Below are 16781 nucleotides of genomic sequence, written 5' to 3' on the forward strand. Positions count from 1 at the left end.
AGATTAACGTATAAGTGAACTAGACATAAAGGATAGACAATGGCAACTGTAGGTCTTTTTTTCGGTAGCGACACAGGCAACACCGAAGCTGTCGCCAAGATGATCCAGAAGAAACTGGGTAAGAAAATGGTTGAGGTGAAAGATATCGCCAAGAGCACCAAAGAACAGATCGCAGAATATGACCTGCTGCTGTTCGGCATCCCAACCTGGTATTACGGTGAAGCGCAGTGCGACTGGGATGACTTTTTCCCTGAGTTAGAACAGATTGATTTTACTGACAAACTGGTTGCTATCTTCGGTTGTGGTGACCAAGAAGACTACGCAGAATACTTCCTCGATGCCATGGGCATGATTGGCGATATCGTTCAAGCCCGTGGCGGTATCATCATCGGCCATTGGCCAACTGCTGGTTATAATTTTGAAGCCTCTAAAGGTTTAGTCGATGACGACCACTTCATCGGTTTAGGAATTGACGAAGACCGTCAACCCGAGCTGACAGAAGAGCGTGTTGACGCTTGGGTTAAGCAAATCTACGAAGAAATGTGCTTAGCTGAGTTAGAAGATTAAATTTATTACCGTAAAAAAAGCGGCCTAAACGCCGCTTTTTTTATGCTTATTTTACGTAATATCAAAAGTGATAACTCCGATGACAACATACCACCAAGATCGACACTGGGACATCTTCTGCACTGTCGTCGATAACTACGGCGATATCGGTGTCACTTGGCGTTTAGCCAAACAGTTAGTCAATGAATATCAGATCCCAATAAATCTTTGGGTTGATGACTTAAACAGTTTTTCGCATATTTTACCGAGTCTTGACCCAAAGCTTAGCAGCCAAGTCTTTAACGGCGTCACCATCAATCATTGGACAACGCCCCTGCCCGTGGCATTTGTGCCTGGTGCGGTATTAATTGAAGCCTTTGCTTGCGAATTACCCGAAGCAGTAAAACAACAACTTACAGCACTGCATATTCAAACGCCTAAATCTGTGCCTTTATGGCTTAATTTAGAGTATTTAAGTGCAGAAGATTGGGTTGATGGCTGCCATGGTTTACCGTCGATGCAAGCAAGCGGCATCAAAAAGTATTTCTTTTTCCCAGGCTTTACACCTAAAACGGGTGGACTGATATGTGAGCGGGAGCTATTTGCCGAGCGCGATGCATGGCAGCGGGATAGCGCAAATAAATTGCAATTATTTGAACGGCTTGGCCTTAAGGATATTCAAGCCCAAGATACTGTCTATAGCGTCTTTAGCTATGAAACGGTTTCTCTGCCCGCGTTATGCGAGCTCTGGCAAGCCAGTGCAACAAGCGATGACAAAATCCATGCACTCATTCCCAAGGGACGCAGCTTAAATAGCTTACAACACTTATTGCCCTGCAAGGTTGATGAACTCAGTCCTGGGCAGCAAATTAAGCTTGATAATTTGACCTTGCATATTTTGCCAATGACGGACCAACAAGGGTTCGATCGCCTGCTGTGGAGCTGCGACTTTAATATTGTTCGCGGAGAAGACAGTTTCCTTAGGGCACAATGGGCTGCTAAACCCTTCATTTGGCATATTTATCCGCAAGAAGATGATTATCATCTCATAAAATTAGAAGCTTTTATTAAACTTTACTGCGATAATCTGCCCCCTAATATTGCTGATACTTGGTCTAAATTGAATGTTGCATTTAACCAAGGTGAGCAATCTGCCGTGAAGAATCACTGGCAAAACATTAATCCAGTCAGTTTGCCACTCTTGCAACATGCTAAAGATTGGCCAATTGACGCAATAAATGCTGCAGATCTTGCGACTCGGCTAGTCCAATTCGTGAAAAAAAGCTATGATGCTGCGCTGATATAGAAAATCGACATATAGGAAATTGTGTAATGAAAACTGCTCATGAAGTCCGTCCTGGTAACGTGATCATGTTTGAAGGCAGCCCATGGGTTGTACAGAAAACAGAAACAACTCGTTCTGGCCGTAACGCTGCTATCGTTAAGTTAAAGCTGAAAAACTTACTGCTTAACTCTGGTACTGAAACCACTTTCAAAGGTGAAGATAAGTTAGAAGACATCATCCTAGATCGTCTGGATTGTACTTATTCTTATTTTGCTGATCCTATGTATGTGTTCATGGATGCAGAATACAACCAATACGACGTAGAAGCTGAAAACTTAGGTGATGCAGCAGCTTACATCGTTGACGGTATGGAAGAAACTTGCCAAGTGACTTTCTACGAAGGCAAAGCAATTTCTGTTGAAATGCCAACCACTATCGTACGTGAAGTGATCTACACTGAGCCATCAGCTCGTGGCGATACTTCAGGTAAAGTGATGAAGCCAGCAACTATCACTGGTGGCGGTACAATCAGCGTGGCTGACTTCGTTAAAGTTGGCGACAAGATTGAAATCGACACTCGTACTGGCGAATTCAAGAAGCGCGTATAATCGCCCTTCCCAGTCCCAGATAAAAAAGCCAGTGCCTGCACTGGCTTTTTTATTGCCTAGGGCGTGTTGACGTTTCGAGATTAGATTTTGTTCGTTCTGGCAAGCACGTGCTCGCGAAACGAGGAATGATATGTCGTTATTCTACTCAAATGACGAATAGTTCTGTTATCGTCCGTTTATGTAGAAGGCATGGACTTTGCCTTGCATAAAAGCTAGCCAAATTGCTGCAAAAATACCCCTGAAACGTCAACACGCCCTAGTAAAATTGATTATTTCTTCCGCTATATTGGCTAAAGCCACTTGTCTGTTTGCTGCTCCAAGCTTTACAGCTTCTTTTGGCATACCGTATACAACACAACTGGCTTCATCCTGTGCTAATGTTGTCGCGCCAGCCTGATGCATGTCTAATAAACCGCGCGCGCCATCATCGCCCATTCCAGTCATTATAATTCCAAGAGCGTTGTTACCAGCCGCATTTGCCACTGAGCGAAATAGCACATCAACTGATGGTCGATGCCGACTAACTAAAGGTCCATCCTTTAACTGCACGCGATATTGAGCTCCACTACGTTGGAGAAGCATATGTTTGCCGCCGTTAGCAATCAAAACCAGCCCGGGCATTACCCTATCATTATCCTCAGCTTCTTTAACTTCCATTTCACATAGCGCATTTAATCGGCTAGCAAATGCCGCGGTAAAATGCTCTGGCATATGTTGGACCACAACAATGCCCGCGCATGTGCGTGGTAAAGCGGTTAGCACATACTCTAGTGCGTGGGTTCCACCGGTTGAAGTACCTATAGCAACGACTTTATCCGTTGTCTGATGCAATGCTTGAGGTGAAGAAGACAGTAGGATATCTGCATCGTGCTTAGCAACTACGGGCATGGGTTTTACAGGAGCTGCACGTAGCTTTGTAACAGAAGCTTTTGCAGCGGCACGCACGGCTTGTAATAAACGAGTCTGTGATTCTTCTAAGAACCCTTTTAACCCAAGTTTTGGTTTTGTAATGATATCAACCGCACCGGCTGCAAGTGCCGAAATCGTTACTGAAGCGCCTTGTTCCGTCAGCGTAGAACAGATCACTACAGGTGTTGGCTTTTCTGACATAATTTTTTTCAGAAAAGTAATTCCATCCATTCTTGGCATTTCAATGTCGAGAATAATGACGTCAGGCCATTGCTGTTCAAATAGTTTTAAGGCAAAGAGAGGATCGCGAGCACAGCCTAAAAGAGTAATATCCGGCTGATTTTCTAACATGCTGCTGAGCACTTGCCTAACAACAGCAGAATCATCGACGATGGCAACCTTTATCACATTATCTCCTTGGTTATTCAGTATCCTGCCAAATCACTACTGGCACGCCAGCAGAATGAATATCTTCGCTAGCCTGATTAAAGTACCGATATTCTTCATCTTGAAGCGAGACAATTTCTTCATATTTATTTTCGATTAAACTACGATAAACAGAAAAATCTGTGGGATCGAAGTAAATTATTCGACCAGAATGTCCCCCAAGATCTTCGCTCACGATTGGAATTTGTTCTCGTTTTAAAAACTGCCTAACAAAATCAATGTTCATCCCGCCAATATCATAGTGATTGAGAATATTATCAGCACACAAAGACAGTACATTTGCACCTCCAAATATTTTACTTTGCAAATATTGCCTTTGAGCACCTAGCTTTAACATTGCATTGATTAAGATCTCCATAGCATGTACACCATAATATCCTGCACGGGAATCAAGAAACTGTGTGACTTTTCGACGATCTGCGGCTAACAAAAAATGGTTCATGCCAATGACTTCAGCCTTAGGGTCAAATAAACAAACCGCAACGCATGAACCCAATAAGGTCTTTATAACCTCATTTTTTGCTGTGGCGTAATGTTGGCCAGGACCTATCATGATCACATTTCTTTGATTGAACTCTATTCTTCCCACATTAAATCCTCTGATAAATCGAGGGTTTAATTTGCTTCAATCTATGATTTACATGCATCAACGATTCAGTGTGTGAGATAAAGAGGTAACCGCCAACCTTTAACTGTTTTACCACGTTATTTATGACCCGCTGTTTAGAATCTGCGTCAAAATAGATCATCACATTACGAATAAAAATAACGTCACACATTCCAACACTTTCGCAGGATTGGGTTAGATTCATCGTAAAAAAAGAGACTTTATTTTTTAATCTATCATCGATTAAAAAAGTACCACTTTGCCTGCCCACTCCTTTTAAACAGTATTTTTGTAGTCTTTCAAAACCAATCCCTTCATTTCGCTCAAGTAGATAGTGTGCCAATTCCGCTTTTGCCAACACCCGTTGACTGATATCAGAGCCTTGAACCTGCCATTGCCCATCAATACCTAAAATATCTGCAAATAACATTGCTAAGCTATATGCTTCTTCTCCCGAAGAACAAGCCGCCGACCATGCTTGCCAAGATTTTTTTTGTGAATGGTCTTTGATTAATTGTTTTACGAAGTCAAAGTGTTCATTTTCACGAAAAAAAAAGGTTTCATTTGTCGTTAAGGCATCGATAAAATGATGGTATTCAATATGTTGTAAGTTATTCTTAACGAACTCAAAATAATCTCCATAATTCTGATAACCAGTTTCCTTCAATCTCTTGCATAAGCGACTCGCAACTAATGACTTCTTGATATCACTTAAGAATATGCCTGCTTCTTCATATAAAAATTGCCGAATTTGCTCAAATTCCCTTTGTTTTAAGATTGAAAATTCAATAGGGAGTTGTTGATAAGGTTTCATCATTCTTCATTGACAACGTCAGTAGCATGAAAACTCAGCTGACTGATTGCACTAATATCAGCAACCGAAAGCACATAATTAATATCAAGCAATATCATAAAGTGTTCACCTACACGTCCCATTGCACGAATAAAGTCAACACGAAGATCAGCGCCAAAATCTGGTGGAGGTTGTGTATGCTCATCATCTATTTCAAGGATTTCATTCACTTCATCCACTAGCATACCTATGATTTGTTGCTCTTCCTCATGACTCACCTCCACCAACACGATACAACTTTTTTTGGTCATGACCGTTGTATGGCGACCCAGCCTTTTGGATAAATCAATAACAGGTACGACTCTGCCCCGTAAATTAATAATACCGCACAAAAACTCAGGCATCATAGGCACTCGAGTGATACCTTCTATTTCAATGATTTCCTTTACATCTAGGATATCAATGGCAAAAGTATCATTTGCTGATTGAAAGGTCAGATATTGGGTAATATCGCCAGCAGTGCTAGCTTGGGCCATTTTCATTAACTGATCCATGATATTGCCCCTTATCAGAATCGCTCAAATTCAGAACGTTCAACATATTGCTTGGTTTTTGCTGATTTACGCCCAGAAACAGTAGCACGAGTCGATTTTCCTTGTGACGGTCTTTCATTATTGGTGGCAAGTTTAAAAAACTCTACAGCTTCAAGGAGTTGATTTGCTTGGCCATTAAGCTCTTCCGATGTAGCAGCCAACTCCTCTGACGCCGAGGCATTCTGCTGGGTTGCTTTATCGAGTTGCAGCATAGAATCATTAATTTGACTAATTCCAATTGCTTGCTCATCGGAAGAAGAACTGATTTCCTGGACCAAATCAGATGTTTTTTGAATATTAGGCACAATATTGGCAATTAATCGGCCAGCATTTTCAGCAATTCCAACACTCTCACTGGCGAGCTTATTAATTTCCTGTGCAGTGAGACTGCTATTTTCAGCCAGCTTTCTGACTTCAGAGGCGACCACGGTAAAGCCTTTTCCATGTTCACCAGCCCTTGCGGCCTCAATTGCGGCATTAAGACTAAGTAAATTGGTTTTATAAGCAATATCCTCAATAAGACTAATTTTCGCGGCGATTTGTTTCATTGCGGCTACGGTTTGTTCAACCGCAATTCCGCCTTGCCTTGCTTCTTCAGCGGCAACCGTTGCCATGTTATTTGTCACTCTGGCATTTTCTGAGTTTTGTTGTACTGAAGCATTGAGCTCTTCAACGGCACTGGTCGTTTCTTCTACGCTAGCCGCTTGCTCAGTTGCACCTTGACTTAAACTCTGTGCTGTACTGCTGACTTGCGATGAAGCGCTCGATAAATTATCAGCCCCGCTTCGCACCTGTGCGATTACTGAGGTAAGGCTGTCAATCATATCAATCATTGCCTTATATACCCCTGTAGCCTGTTCACTCTGTTTTAATTCTACCGTTAAGTCCCCATTGGCAATTGCACGTGCAATGGTTTCCATATCCCTTGGTTCACCACCCAATGGTTTTTTAATTATTTTCACTAAAAACCAAGCCAGTAAAATGCCAATAATGATTGCCGCGAGGGAAACGCTAATCACTGTATTAAGGGTTTGCTCGTTTTGCGCTTTTACGAGTGGACCAAGAGCATCTTGTTTTTTCAGTATACTTAATTTGATATCTTCAGTAAGGCGTGAAACTTCACCACCGATACGGTCAAGTTGGTTCTTTACAATATCATTTCGCTCGTTGATGGTGTTGTAAACCACTTTTAAGGAAGCAGCATAACTATCTAAACTGCTTGCAAATTGAACCAATTTAGCCTGTGTATCTAAATCAGTTACAGTAGCTTTTAACGTTGAAAGCCTCTCACCTTTTGCAAGCTCTAATGCTGCTAATGCCTGCTGTAAATCTGTATCTAAGTTAGTATCTAGGAATTTAGCTGCTGCCAATCGAGCACTCAATACCGATTCAAGTACCTCCCCAGCGCGATAGGCAACTTCAATTTGTCCCTTATTAAAAGAGTGATGCATTGTATCTGAGGCTAGAGCAACGATCTCGATACCCTTTGGAACTAATACATTAGTGACCTCATCATTTCTAAGTTTAATTAGCTTAACGATTGAATCAAAGTAACTATTATAATCAACAATATCTTTGCGAATATCGGCAATCTGTTGACTTAATTCTGGGTCACTAACTTCAGTCATCGCCTTCTGGATGACATCGTTAACCGTTGCATTTCGGTCATTAAATTGTTTATAGGCAGATTCTTTATTTTGGAAAATATAATCGTATGCTTGTATCTGGATAGTCAACATATTTGCTTGGATCCTGCCCGCCATATTCGCATCGCGTGCTAATGTGCGGTAATCATTAAAACCTTCAATGGCTTTATTCAATCCAAAATAAGCGGCTAGAGATATTACTAATAACAGCAATAACACTAATGCATATCCGCCAGAAATTTGCATACTGAGCGTCATCTTCTTAAACATAGTCAATATTCCTTTTCAACATAAGCTAGTCATCAATCATTGCGACATGATGATGTTTTTTCGCGCCAATACTTACTTCCGTAATTAAACCTTGAATATCGAGAATTAGAGCGATATCCCCCGTTCCGAGAATGGTGGCACCACTTAATCCTTTTAGATGTTGAAACATTTTCCCCAGGGGTTTAATCACCGTCTGTTGCTCACCAAATAACTTATCAACAACTATTCCAGCCTTAGAACGACCAAAGCGAACAACGACAAGGCTCTCTCTTTTATGTTGATTGGTTTGGGAAATGTTGAAAAAACTAGTAAGACGTATAAATGGCATCAGTTCACCCCGTAAACTGATGTAGTTTTTTTGTTGCTCATGCCATTCCCCCTGATTAAGCTCGACGCATTCTTCTACCATGTTCAAAGGAATGACATAGTTTTCGTTTGCGGCTCCGACCATAAAACCATCAATGATGGCAAGGGTTAATGGCAAGGTAATTGTAACTTTTGTGCCTTTACCTAATTCACTATCGAGCTCAACAGAACCACGAAGCGCTTCAATATTGCGTTTAACGACGTCCATGCCAACACCACGGCCAGAAAGATTACTGGCTTTTTCCTTAGTGCTAAGACCTGGCTCAAAGGCGAGTCTTAATATTTCAGCATGACTAAGTACTTGGTTTGCCTCAATGACTCCTAATGACTCTGCTTTGCGACGGATACGTTCAGGATCAAGACCTGCACCATCATCTGTCACTTCAATAACAATATGACCCGAATCATGGTATGCATTCAGCATCAAATGACCTGTGGGGCTTTTTCCTTTACTGATTCGTTGCTCTGGTAACTCAATTCCGTGGTCGAGGGCATTGCGTACTAAATGAGTCAATGGATCGTTAATTTTTTCGACGACAATTTTATCGAGTTCAGACTCTCCTCCCTGGATAGTCAATTCAATTTGTTTACCTAACTCATTACTGACATCTCTAACTACGCGTCTAAATCGCGAGAAGGTTTCACCAATTTGAACCATTCTTAGCTGTAGGGCATTTTCTCTAATCTCTTGAACTAAATGCTCAACACTGCTGACCTGATCATTGGCATCCAGCAGATGATATTTATCGACCATCACCCTCATTGCTGCACTGGCAGTGACTAATTCTCCCACCAAATTAATTAACTGCCCGAGACGATTCGAATCAACCCGGATTGTTTGAGCCTGCTCCCTCGCTTGGGTTTGTTTTTTTAGGGCTTGCTCAACAACTGGTTGATCGACAAGTTGGTTTGCTATTAATACTTCACCGAGTTTTTTTGATGCGCATTCTGGAATATGGCCGGATTGAAGATTCAGTGATTTGGTTAATTCCCTTTCAGTAATAGCACCAATTGTCAGTAAAATTTCACCTAGCCGTTGATTTTCTGATGGATTGAGTTCATCAATGAGGTTTTGGAATGACTCAGAAATCTTTTGTGAAGGTAAAATCAGAATATCACAATCATCTTGGGCAAATTCAAAAACAGCTTCTATCTGCTCTTTAGAGCAATCACCTGAAAAAACAATTCGGTAACTCAAGAAACAGCTTTCAAAGTCGCACACTTCAAATGCGGGTAATCTATTACTTAAGCAAATAACCTCAAGCACTTGACCCAATTGTTGCAAATAACGAATAAAATTTAACGGGTCTAGACCATTACGCAATGCATCAACTGTAAAGTCTAACGAAATGAGCCAATGACCAGAATCAGTATAACGCTCATCGATGCGTTCTGGACTAATTGTCTGAGTTTCAAAGGGTTGTGGACAACTCGGTAATGCTGGCGAGATTGGTTCACTTAGGTTGAACTCGGCTAGGATGTTTTGACTTTGGATCATTAAACTTGTTAGGTCTAACTCATCTTCGGCCACAGAAGCATTAACCAGCGCCCATGTGTGGTCTTTACATTTGAGGAGTAGCGCAATCAGTGTACTGTTGATCTTTAATTCATTTTTACGAACTCGATCAATTGTCGTTTCAATAGGATGAGTAAAATCAACAATAGCATTGTAGCTAAAAATACCTGCCGCACCTTTAATGGTGTGCATCGCTCTAAAGAGTTGATTTATTAATTCTATGTTTTCAGTATCAGACTCTAATGATAATAAGGCATCCTCCATGTCTAGTAATAATTCTTCGGTTTCTGTCATAAACAGTTTTTGAACTTCAGTCGTGGCGCTCATGACCGAGCCTCCGAGGCTAACACGATAGTATCGTCAAATGTGCCTGATAACCCTGACAGTTCGAGGGCATCAACGATAGCCTTACTGTGATGACAAAACTCAACACTTTGCGCCATGCTCAATGCTTTGACGGCGAGTAGCCATTGGAGACCCGCAGTATCAACTTCTGTCACTTGGGAAAGATTTACACTAATATCAACGCTTGGCTTAAGATGACTGATTAATGCATCTCTAAACTCGATAACACTGTAAATAGTTAATTCTTCACTCAAACTAACTCTTACACTTAGATCATTCGTTGTGATGTCGATCGGCATAAACAGCTCCCTTTACGGCAAGCAAAGCTTTGCTACGGCATCAAGCATTTGCGGGGGCTGAAATGGTTTAACCACCCACGCTTTTGCGCCTGCCATCCTTCCCTCTTCCATTTTATCTCGACCAGCCTCTGTCGTGAGCATGATGACGGGCGTAAACTTATAACGTGGATGCTTTTTAACTTCTTTAAGGAAACTAATGCCATCCATATTAGGCATATTCACATCACTAATAATAAGATTAATTTTTTCACCATTGAGTTTATTGAGCGCATCTTTACCATCGCAGGCATCAATCACTTCATAACCTGCACCACGAAGCGCAATGCTCACAACATGTCTGATTGATGCTGAATCATCCACTACCAGTATTTTTTTCATGTCAACTGCCATCCTTGCATTAGAAATCTGAACTAAAAGAAATTAATGGAACTTTTCTCTGCGTGTTTGAATTGGTGATCACTTGTTGCACCATGGTGAACGTGCTGCTCAGTAGCAACATACCTTTGCTTCATCATGGCCAATAAAGACTCAACATCTCCTTCAGGAATGGGTAACCCCTCTTCCCTTGCTTGCTGCTGTACACGGATAAGCTCAGTAAGTTCTTCAATACTTGCGACAAGTTGTCTGAGCATTTGGTCACAACGATCTTGAAATTGAAAATCCACTAAAATTTGCTCAATTTCTCTTTTAACTTGACGACCGAGTTCTAGTGCTTGAACTCCTTCATCTCTCATTTGCAAGGTACGATTCTCTAAGTGTTCAATCACTCGACTCAGAATTGATTCTCCGCCCTCTAATGCCTGAGTTTCTTGTAAAGTTGCCGCATTCGTTATCTGATAAAGCGCCGTCATTCGTTGATTTAACTCATTGATTTGTTGAGTTATCCGCTCACCGGTCTGTCCTGATTGTGCCGATAAAGTTCTAACCTCATCCGCAACAACAGCAAAACCTCTCCCCGACTCGCCCGCCCTAGCGGCTTCGATTGCAGCATTTAGAGCAAGTAAATTGGTTTGTTGTGCAATTTTTCTCACTTCAGCGGCGAGGCCATCGAGCGCTTTGGTATCATTAACTAAACCAGTTAGCTGTTCTAGATGTTCCAGCTTGGCAGTGTTCATTCGGTTAAGATCATTGAATAACGCAGATAACAGTGCCTTATCATCCTCTATCCCAGGTGCAATAGATTGACTTGAAATCTCGGTAGAGTTCGTTATCACTTTTTCAATTTCATTAATTATGGAGGCAAAACGTTCTGTCATGTTGGCAACACTTTGGTTCATCTGTTGGTCTACGGAAACTATATGTCCTTGCCAAACAGGTACTAAGCGTGAAATTATCGCTTCGAGTTTTGCGACTTGCTGATCAACATGGCGGCGTTTTTCATTTTCATAGGCGAGTTGTCGTGATTCGTACAGATGAGTAGATTTGTTGATTTGAGTGCGAAGTACCCAAGCAAAACCTAAGGTGGAAACTAAACATAATCCCGCAGGCCACCATAATGTGAGCCAGATTAACCAACAAAAGAGAATGGCTCCAACCATGAAGGTTAAGGTCGTGATAGAAAAAAAATGGCGCTCCATGCTTGTCATTTTAACTGTCTCTTTTACTTATATTTCTGCTTTACGTTGAGTAAAAACTTTTCCCTGACATTAAACGTAGTACCTTTTTCTGTATTACGCCAAATGACTCATTACTTCATGAGCAAGATCACACAATATATTCTGCATCGTCATGGTTTGGTTTAAGGGAGATGGATAGCTATGGGAATATTTGGTCGAGAAAGAATGCTTAAACTGAGTTAAAGCGCTATCGATTGGTATCAATGTCCATGTAGGATATGAACTGCGCAGCAAGGCAGATAGAACTCCTTTCAGATATAACAGCTAAAAATCCATAAAAAACTTTTGCGCAGTAGTAAATTGTCACCTTCAGTTTTTACGGATAGCAATTGAGCAATAGTCAAAAACGCTGTTTTACAACTTAATACAGAGTTTTTATTTAACTATTAAGGTATAAATATGGCATTCATCCTTAAATGATATTTTTTTAAATTATTAACCCTTTTTTTCAGCAGTAGCGTTTATAGGTAACGTAATGATGCCCAAAATGGCAGTACCTTGTACCTTGTACCTTGGGCCGCCATTTTTAACACTAAGGAGAAATGAATGAAATTAACTCAATTGAGTCGCCTTGCGGCAGTACCACTGGTCTTTACCTTGCTTTCTGTTAATGCCGAAGCCGTCAGCCCGCCTCACCCCACAGGACTTAACGCCCCAATGATTAGTGTTTTAAGCATGAATGCCAATAATTATGCTCCAGTGGAAGCTGTTAAAATGTTCCCAGCCCCCAAGAAAGGCATGGTTCAACATATTTTGACATTACCTAAACTTGAGAATGAAGCTGACTACATGGTCGAGATCCAGATTGGTCAAACTCAGTTGGTTGACTGCAATAAACATGGACTTAATGGCCAACTTAAAGAACTCGCTGTTGATGGATGGGGTTATAACTACTATCAGGTAGATGAAATATCAGCGGGTCCAAGCACTATGATGGCCTGTTTTGAATTAGCCAAAAAAGAAGCCTTTGTGCAAATTCCTGGTGAATTAACACTGCGTTATGATAGCCGTTTACCCAAAGTATTTTATTTACCCGAAGGTGCCGAGCTTCGCTTTAGGACATGGAAAGCGGATTCAACCTATCAATATTCGAAATAAGCGAGTTGAAAAAAGGGATATCTAATATAGATATCCCTTTTTTAAGTCAAATAACAGATTGTGCTAATTAACGTTTTCTAACACAACCCAGACGGCTTTGCCTAACGTAGCCAGCATAACTGCACCAAAGATAGCGATGATGGCGGTATAGGAAAGCCAACGAAGATAACGTTGACCTTTATCCATGGTGTTGTGTTACGCCAATTATCCTATCTGAGTCAGTCCACCCATGTATGGGCGCAGTGCTTCAGGAATTGTTACGCTACCATCGGCATTTTGATAGTTTTCTAAAATCGCAACTAAGGTACGACCTACCGCCAAACCAGAACCATTCAAGGTGTGTAGCAAGGCTGGCTTGTTATCGGCCTTAACGCGGTAACGTGCTTGCATACGACGTGCTTGGAAGTCCTTCATGTTTGAACATGAAGAGATCTCACGGTAAGTGTTTTGGCCTGGTAACCACACTTCGATATCGTAGGTTTTGCTTGAGCCAAAGCCCATGTCACCAGTACATAAAATCACTGTGCGGTATGGTAGACCGAGGCGTTGCAGTACAGTTTCAGCGTGACCGGTCAGTGCCTCGAGCGCCGCCATTGAGTCTTCGGGCTTAACCAGTTGCACTAATTCCACCTTATCGAACTGGTGCTGACGGATAAGACCACGGGTATCTTTACCGTATGAGCCCGCTTCACTGCGGAAACAGGCGGTATGTGCGGTTAACTTAATTGGTAATTCGTCTTCATCGACAATGCTGTCACGCACTAGGTTTGTTAATGGCACTTCTGCGGTTGGGATCAGGCTTAAACCTTGGCCTTCTTCGGTCGCAGGTTTAGTGTGGAATAAATCTTCACCAAACTTAGGTAATTGGCCAGTACCCAGTAAGCTTGCTTCGTTAACCAGTAATGGCACGTAAGCTTCGGTGTAACCGTGCTCAGTGGTGTGCAGATCTAACATGAACTGACCTAATGCGCGGTTTAAACGGGCGATTTGGCCCTTCATGACGATAAAGCGCGAGCCAGTGATTTTCACTGCGCTCTTAAAATCTAAACCGTTTAGGCCTTCACCTAAATCGATATGGTCTTTAACTGGGAAATCGAAGCTGCGTGGTGTACCCCAACGACGGATTTCGACGTTTTCAGTCTCGTCAGCACCGACAGGCACAGACTCATCCGGCAAGTTTGGCATCGACATGGCAATCGCGTTCACTTCTTCAAGTACCGCGGCCAGCTCGACTTTCTTCGCATCTAATTGTGCACCTAAATCGCCAACCTGCGCCATGATGGCATCCACATCTTCGCCGCGGGCTTTTGCTTGTCCGATGGACTTGGAAATAGTATTACGCGAAGCTTGTAACTCTTCAGTCGCCACTTGCAGTGACTTACGTTTTTCTTCTAATTGAGTGAGATGAGCGACATCTAAAATAAAACCACGGGTAGCTAATCGCTCAGCGGTAACTGCTAATTCGTTGCGCAAAAATTTAGGATCTAACATGTGATATATTCTTAATAGTTAAATGCGAGAAAAAACCAGTTGTTGGCCTAAGTAAACCATAAACAAACATAGACTTAGGTTCAACACCACATTCAAAGCCGCCTTCAACCAATCTCCTTCTTGCATCAGCAATAAAGTTTCGTTTGAGAAAGTTGAAAACGTTGTCAAAGCGCCTAACAGGCCAACACCGATCAGGGCTTTGAGTTCTGGGCTGATATGACTCATTTGTCCCAGTGCGTAAATGACGCCCATTAAAAATGAACCGAGGACATTGACCAACAGTGTACCAAAAGGAAAACTGCTGCCAAATACTTGGATCATGAATATTGAAATAAGATAGCGAAAAACCGCACCAATGGAACCACCCAAGGCCACAAGTAGGAGATTATTCATACCTTTTTCTCCCACTGGCTTGATCTAATTGCGCTAATTGCGCCAATTTGTCCTTAATTCGCTTCTCAAATCCGCGTTCTGTCGGGAAATAAAATTGCGATGCTTGTAAGGATTCAGGGAAATAATTCTCGCCACTGGCATAGGCATTGGGTTCATCGTGGGCATAGCGATATTCTGCGCCAAAACCCATTTCCGCCATGAGTTTGGTCGGCGCATTGCGCAGATGATAGGGCACGGCCTCTTGGCCCGTTTCGCGTGCCAGTGCCCTCGCCGCTTTGAAGGCGGTGTAAACGGCATTACTCTTAGGCGCACTGGCTAAATACACAATTGCTTGGGCAATCGCCCGCTCACCTTCGGCAGGTCCGACGCGGTGGAAACAATCCCAGGCATTGAGCGCGACTGTCATAGCATTAGGGTCCGCATTGCCCACATCTTCCGAGGCTATGGCTAATAAGCGTCTGGCGACATATAGCGGATCGCCGCCGCCTTCTAAAATACGGCAGAACCAGTACAGCGCGGCGTCGGGCGCAGAGCCACGAATCGATTTGTGTACTGCCGAAATCAGATCGTAAAACTGATCGCCATTTTTATCGAACCCTGCCACTTGATGGCCGGCAACTTGCACTAGCATCTCAGTGGTAAAACTGCCGCCATCGGCCACCATATCGCTCATCAATTCAAGCAGGTTTAGCGCTTTGCGCGCATCGCCGTCACAGAGCTGCGCCAGCTTATTAAGCACATCCGTTGGCATGACTAACTGACGTTGTCCTAACCCACGCTCGGGATCTGTTAAGGCTTGGGTGATGATATGGACTATCTCATCTTGGCTTAAGCGCTTGATAAGATAGACACGCGCCCGCGACAGTAAGGCGTTATTGATTTCAAATGAAGGGTTTTCAGTGGTCGCCCCAATAAAAATCACAGTGCCATCTTCAATGAAGGGCAAAAAGGCGTCTTGCTGACTCTTATTAAAGCGATGCACTTCATCGACAAATAACAAAGTGCGTTGGCCACGGGATTGGGCAACGGCTTGGGCCTGCTCGATGGCGGCGCGAATATCTTTAACACCCGATGTGACCGCCGAGATGCGTTCAACATGGGCATTGGAATAATGGGCGATAAGTTCGGCAAGTGTCGTTTTACCTGTGCCCGGCGGTCCCCATAACATCATCGAATGGGCACGGCCCGCTTCTAATGCTTGGCGCAGTGGTTGGCCTTCCCCCAACAAATGGGCTTGACCTATATACTCGGCAATCGTCCTTGGCCGCATACGCGCGGCTAAGGGACGAAAATCAGGCGCAAAATTAAACGATAAACTGCTCACGCGTAAACCTATCGGGTTCTAATACGTTGATCATCCACATCAACGTTTTCTGGTAACACAAACTTAAACAGCGCTTTATCCGCGGCGCTAATGCTGTGTTGATTGCTCAAATCAAACTGGCTTAGGTTGCCCTTATCATCGAGCACATTGAATTTATTCAGTGTGCCTTTGTTAAAACAGACATTGACTGAGGAGATCCCTGCATCCGTGGCTTTAGATTTGATTTCATAACAGTCTTGCTGCTTGGTGACACTATATTGCGACCAAGTGGCGTCATCGCGGTGAACCAATAAGGCAATCGGCGATGCATTAATGGCTTCGGCAAAATCCATGATCACCACTTCTTCGGCGAAGGGATTATAAATCCATAAATCTTTACCGTCGGCGACAATTTGGGATTCATCGGGTGCGGTTAAATGCCAATAGAACTGGTTTGGATGGGCAAGTGCGAATACACCCGCGCCCGTTTGGATAACCTTTTTATTGATATCGGTAACGGTTTGCTTGAAATCCGCCTTGAGTGACTCAGTGCCGTTTAAGGTTTCGCGCAATTGCGTTGCGTCATCGGCCAATACTGCATTGCTGTATAACAATGGTGATAACAACACAGCACACAACAGTTTTTTCAT

General features: G+C 42.7%; 18 protein-coding genes. 4 read left to right on the forward strand and 14 right to left on the reverse strand.

Annotation, left to right across the window (positions count from 1 at the left end; all coding sequences use genetic code 11):
- The first annotated feature begins 39 nt into the window (after positions 1-39).
- From fldA to efp, 3 genes are all read left to right on the forward strand, one after another.
- A complete protein-coding gene (gene fldA / locus EYR25_RS14840; protein ID WP_023265275.1) occupies positions 40-567 on the forward strand; it encodes a flavodoxin FldA in 528 nt (175 codons plus the stop codon).
- A gap of 79 nt (positions 568-646) precedes the next feature.
- Entirely contained in the window at positions 647-1852 is a 1206-nt protein-coding gene (gene earP / locus EYR25_RS14845; RefSeq protein WP_133181084.1) for an elongation factor P maturation arginine rhamnosyltransferase EarP, read from the forward strand.
- Between the two features lie 26 nt (positions 1853-1878).
- Positions 1879-2439 carry an elongation factor P gene (gene efp / locus EYR25_RS14850; protein ID WP_023265273.1) on the forward strand — a complete coding sequence of 187 codons (561 nt, stop codon included), beginning with the start codon at positions 1879-1881 and terminating at the stop codon, positions 2437-2439.
- A gap of 246 nt (positions 2440-2685) precedes the next feature.
- Here the strand turns inward: efp and EYR25_RS14855 are convergent, their stop codons facing one another.
- The 9 genes from EYR25_RS14855 to EYR25_RS14895 are packed head-to-tail and all read right to left on the reverse strand — an operon-like array spanning position 2686 to position 11816.
- The gene (locus tag EYR25_RS14855; protein WP_133181086.1) at positions 2686-3756 is read right to left on the reverse strand and encodes a protein-glutamate methylesterase/protein-glutamine glutaminase; all 1071 of its coding nucleotides are present in this window, start codon (positions 3754-3756) and stop codon (positions 2686-2688) included.
- Positions 3757-3769: 13 nt separating this feature from the next.
- Positions 3770-4384: a chemotaxis protein CheD gene (locus EYR25_RS14860; RefSeq protein ID WP_023265271.1), complete on the reverse strand. Its 615-nt coding sequence runs from the start codon at positions 4382-4384 to the stop codon at positions 3770-3772.
- A 1-nt stretch (position 4385) separates the two neighbouring features.
- Entirely contained in the window at positions 4386-5216 is an 831-nt protein-coding gene (locus tag EYR25_RS14865) for a CheR family methyltransferase (protein WP_133181088.1), read from the reverse strand.
- Positions 5216-5749 carry a chemotaxis protein CheW gene (locus tag EYR25_RS14870; protein ID WP_133181090.1) on the reverse strand — a complete coding sequence of 178 codons (534 nt, stop codon included), beginning with the start codon at positions 5747-5749 and terminating at the stop codon, positions 5216-5218. The genes EYR25_RS14865 and EYR25_RS14870 overlap by 1 nt, the downstream gene beginning before the upstream one ends.
- Before the next feature lie 14 nt (positions 5750-5763).
- Positions 5764-7704 carry a methyl-accepting chemotaxis protein gene (locus EYR25_RS14875; protein WP_133181092.1) on the reverse strand — a complete coding sequence of 647 codons (1941 nt, stop codon included), beginning with the start codon at positions 7702-7704 and terminating at the stop codon, positions 5764-5766.
- Positions 7705-7729: 25 nt separating this feature from the next.
- Positions 7730-9913: a chemotaxis protein CheA gene (locus EYR25_RS14880; protein ID WP_133181094.1), complete on the reverse strand. Its 2184-nt coding sequence runs from the start codon at positions 9911-9913 to the stop codon at positions 7730-7732.
- Entirely contained in the window at positions 9910-10230 is a 321-nt protein-coding gene (locus EYR25_RS14885) for an STAS domain-containing protein (protein WP_133181096.1), read from the reverse strand. The genes EYR25_RS14880 and EYR25_RS14885 overlap by 4 nt, the downstream gene beginning before the upstream one ends.
- 12 nt (positions 10231-10242) lie before the next feature.
- Positions 10243-10608 carry a response regulator gene (locus tag EYR25_RS14890; RefSeq protein WP_039976876.1) on the reverse strand — a complete coding sequence of 122 codons (366 nt, stop codon included), beginning with the start codon at positions 10606-10608 and terminating at the stop codon, positions 10243-10245.
- Between the two features lie 32 nt (positions 10609-10640).
- Positions 10641-11816 (reverse strand): methyl-accepting chemotaxis protein, encoded by a 1176-nt coding sequence (locus EYR25_RS14895; RefSeq protein ID WP_133181098.1) that lies wholly within the window; start codon positions 11814-11816, stop codon positions 10641-10643.
- 576 nt (positions 11817-12392) lie between these two features.
- Between EYR25_RS14895 and eco the strand changes: the two genes are divergently transcribed.
- On the forward strand, positions 12393-12944 hold the full coding sequence (gene eco / locus EYR25_RS14900; protein ID WP_133181100.1) for a serine protease inhibitor ecotin: 552 nt from the start codon (positions 12393-12395) through the stop codon (positions 12942-12944).
- 63 nt (positions 12945-13007) lie between these two features.
- Here eco and EYR25_RS21505 read toward each other — a convergent pair whose 3' ends face one another.
- From EYR25_RS21505 to lolA, 5 genes are read right to left on the reverse strand one after another with little or no spacing between them, the layout of a single operon-like run.
- Positions 13008-13130, reverse strand: a complete 123-nt coding sequence (locus tag EYR25_RS21505; protein WP_023265262.1) for a hypothetical protein — start codon at positions 13128-13130, stop codon at positions 13008-13010.
- Positions 13131-13148: 18 nt separating this feature from the next.
- The gene (gene serS, locus EYR25_RS14910; RefSeq protein ID WP_133181102.1) at positions 13149-14435 is read right to left on the reverse strand and encodes a serine--tRNA ligase; all 1287 of its coding nucleotides are present in this window, start codon (positions 14433-14435) and stop codon (positions 13149-13151) included.
- An 18-nt stretch (positions 14436-14453) separates the two neighbouring features.
- Entirely contained in the window at positions 14454-14828 is a 375-nt protein-coding gene (crcB, locus tag EYR25_RS14915; RefSeq protein ID WP_011622732.1) for a fluoride efflux transporter CrcB, read from the reverse strand.
- Complete coding sequence (locus EYR25_RS14920) at positions 14821-16152, reverse strand: replication-associated recombination protein A (protein WP_039976868.1); 1332 nt, start codon at positions 16150-16152, stop codon at positions 14821-14823. Before EYR25_RS14920 ends, crcB begins: the two co-directional genes overlap by 8 nt.
- An 8-nt stretch (positions 16153-16160) precedes the next feature.
- Positions 16161-16781, reverse strand: coding sequence for an outer membrane lipoprotein periplasmic chaperone LolA (gene lolA / locus EYR25_RS14925; protein WP_133181104.1), 621 nt, complete (start codon positions 16779-16781; stop codon positions 16161-16163).

The organism is Shewanella decolorationis (genome assembly GCF_004354305.1).
Taxonomy (GTDB): Bacteria; Pseudomonadota; Gammaproteobacteria; order Enterobacterales; family Shewanellaceae; genus Shewanella; species Shewanella decolorationis.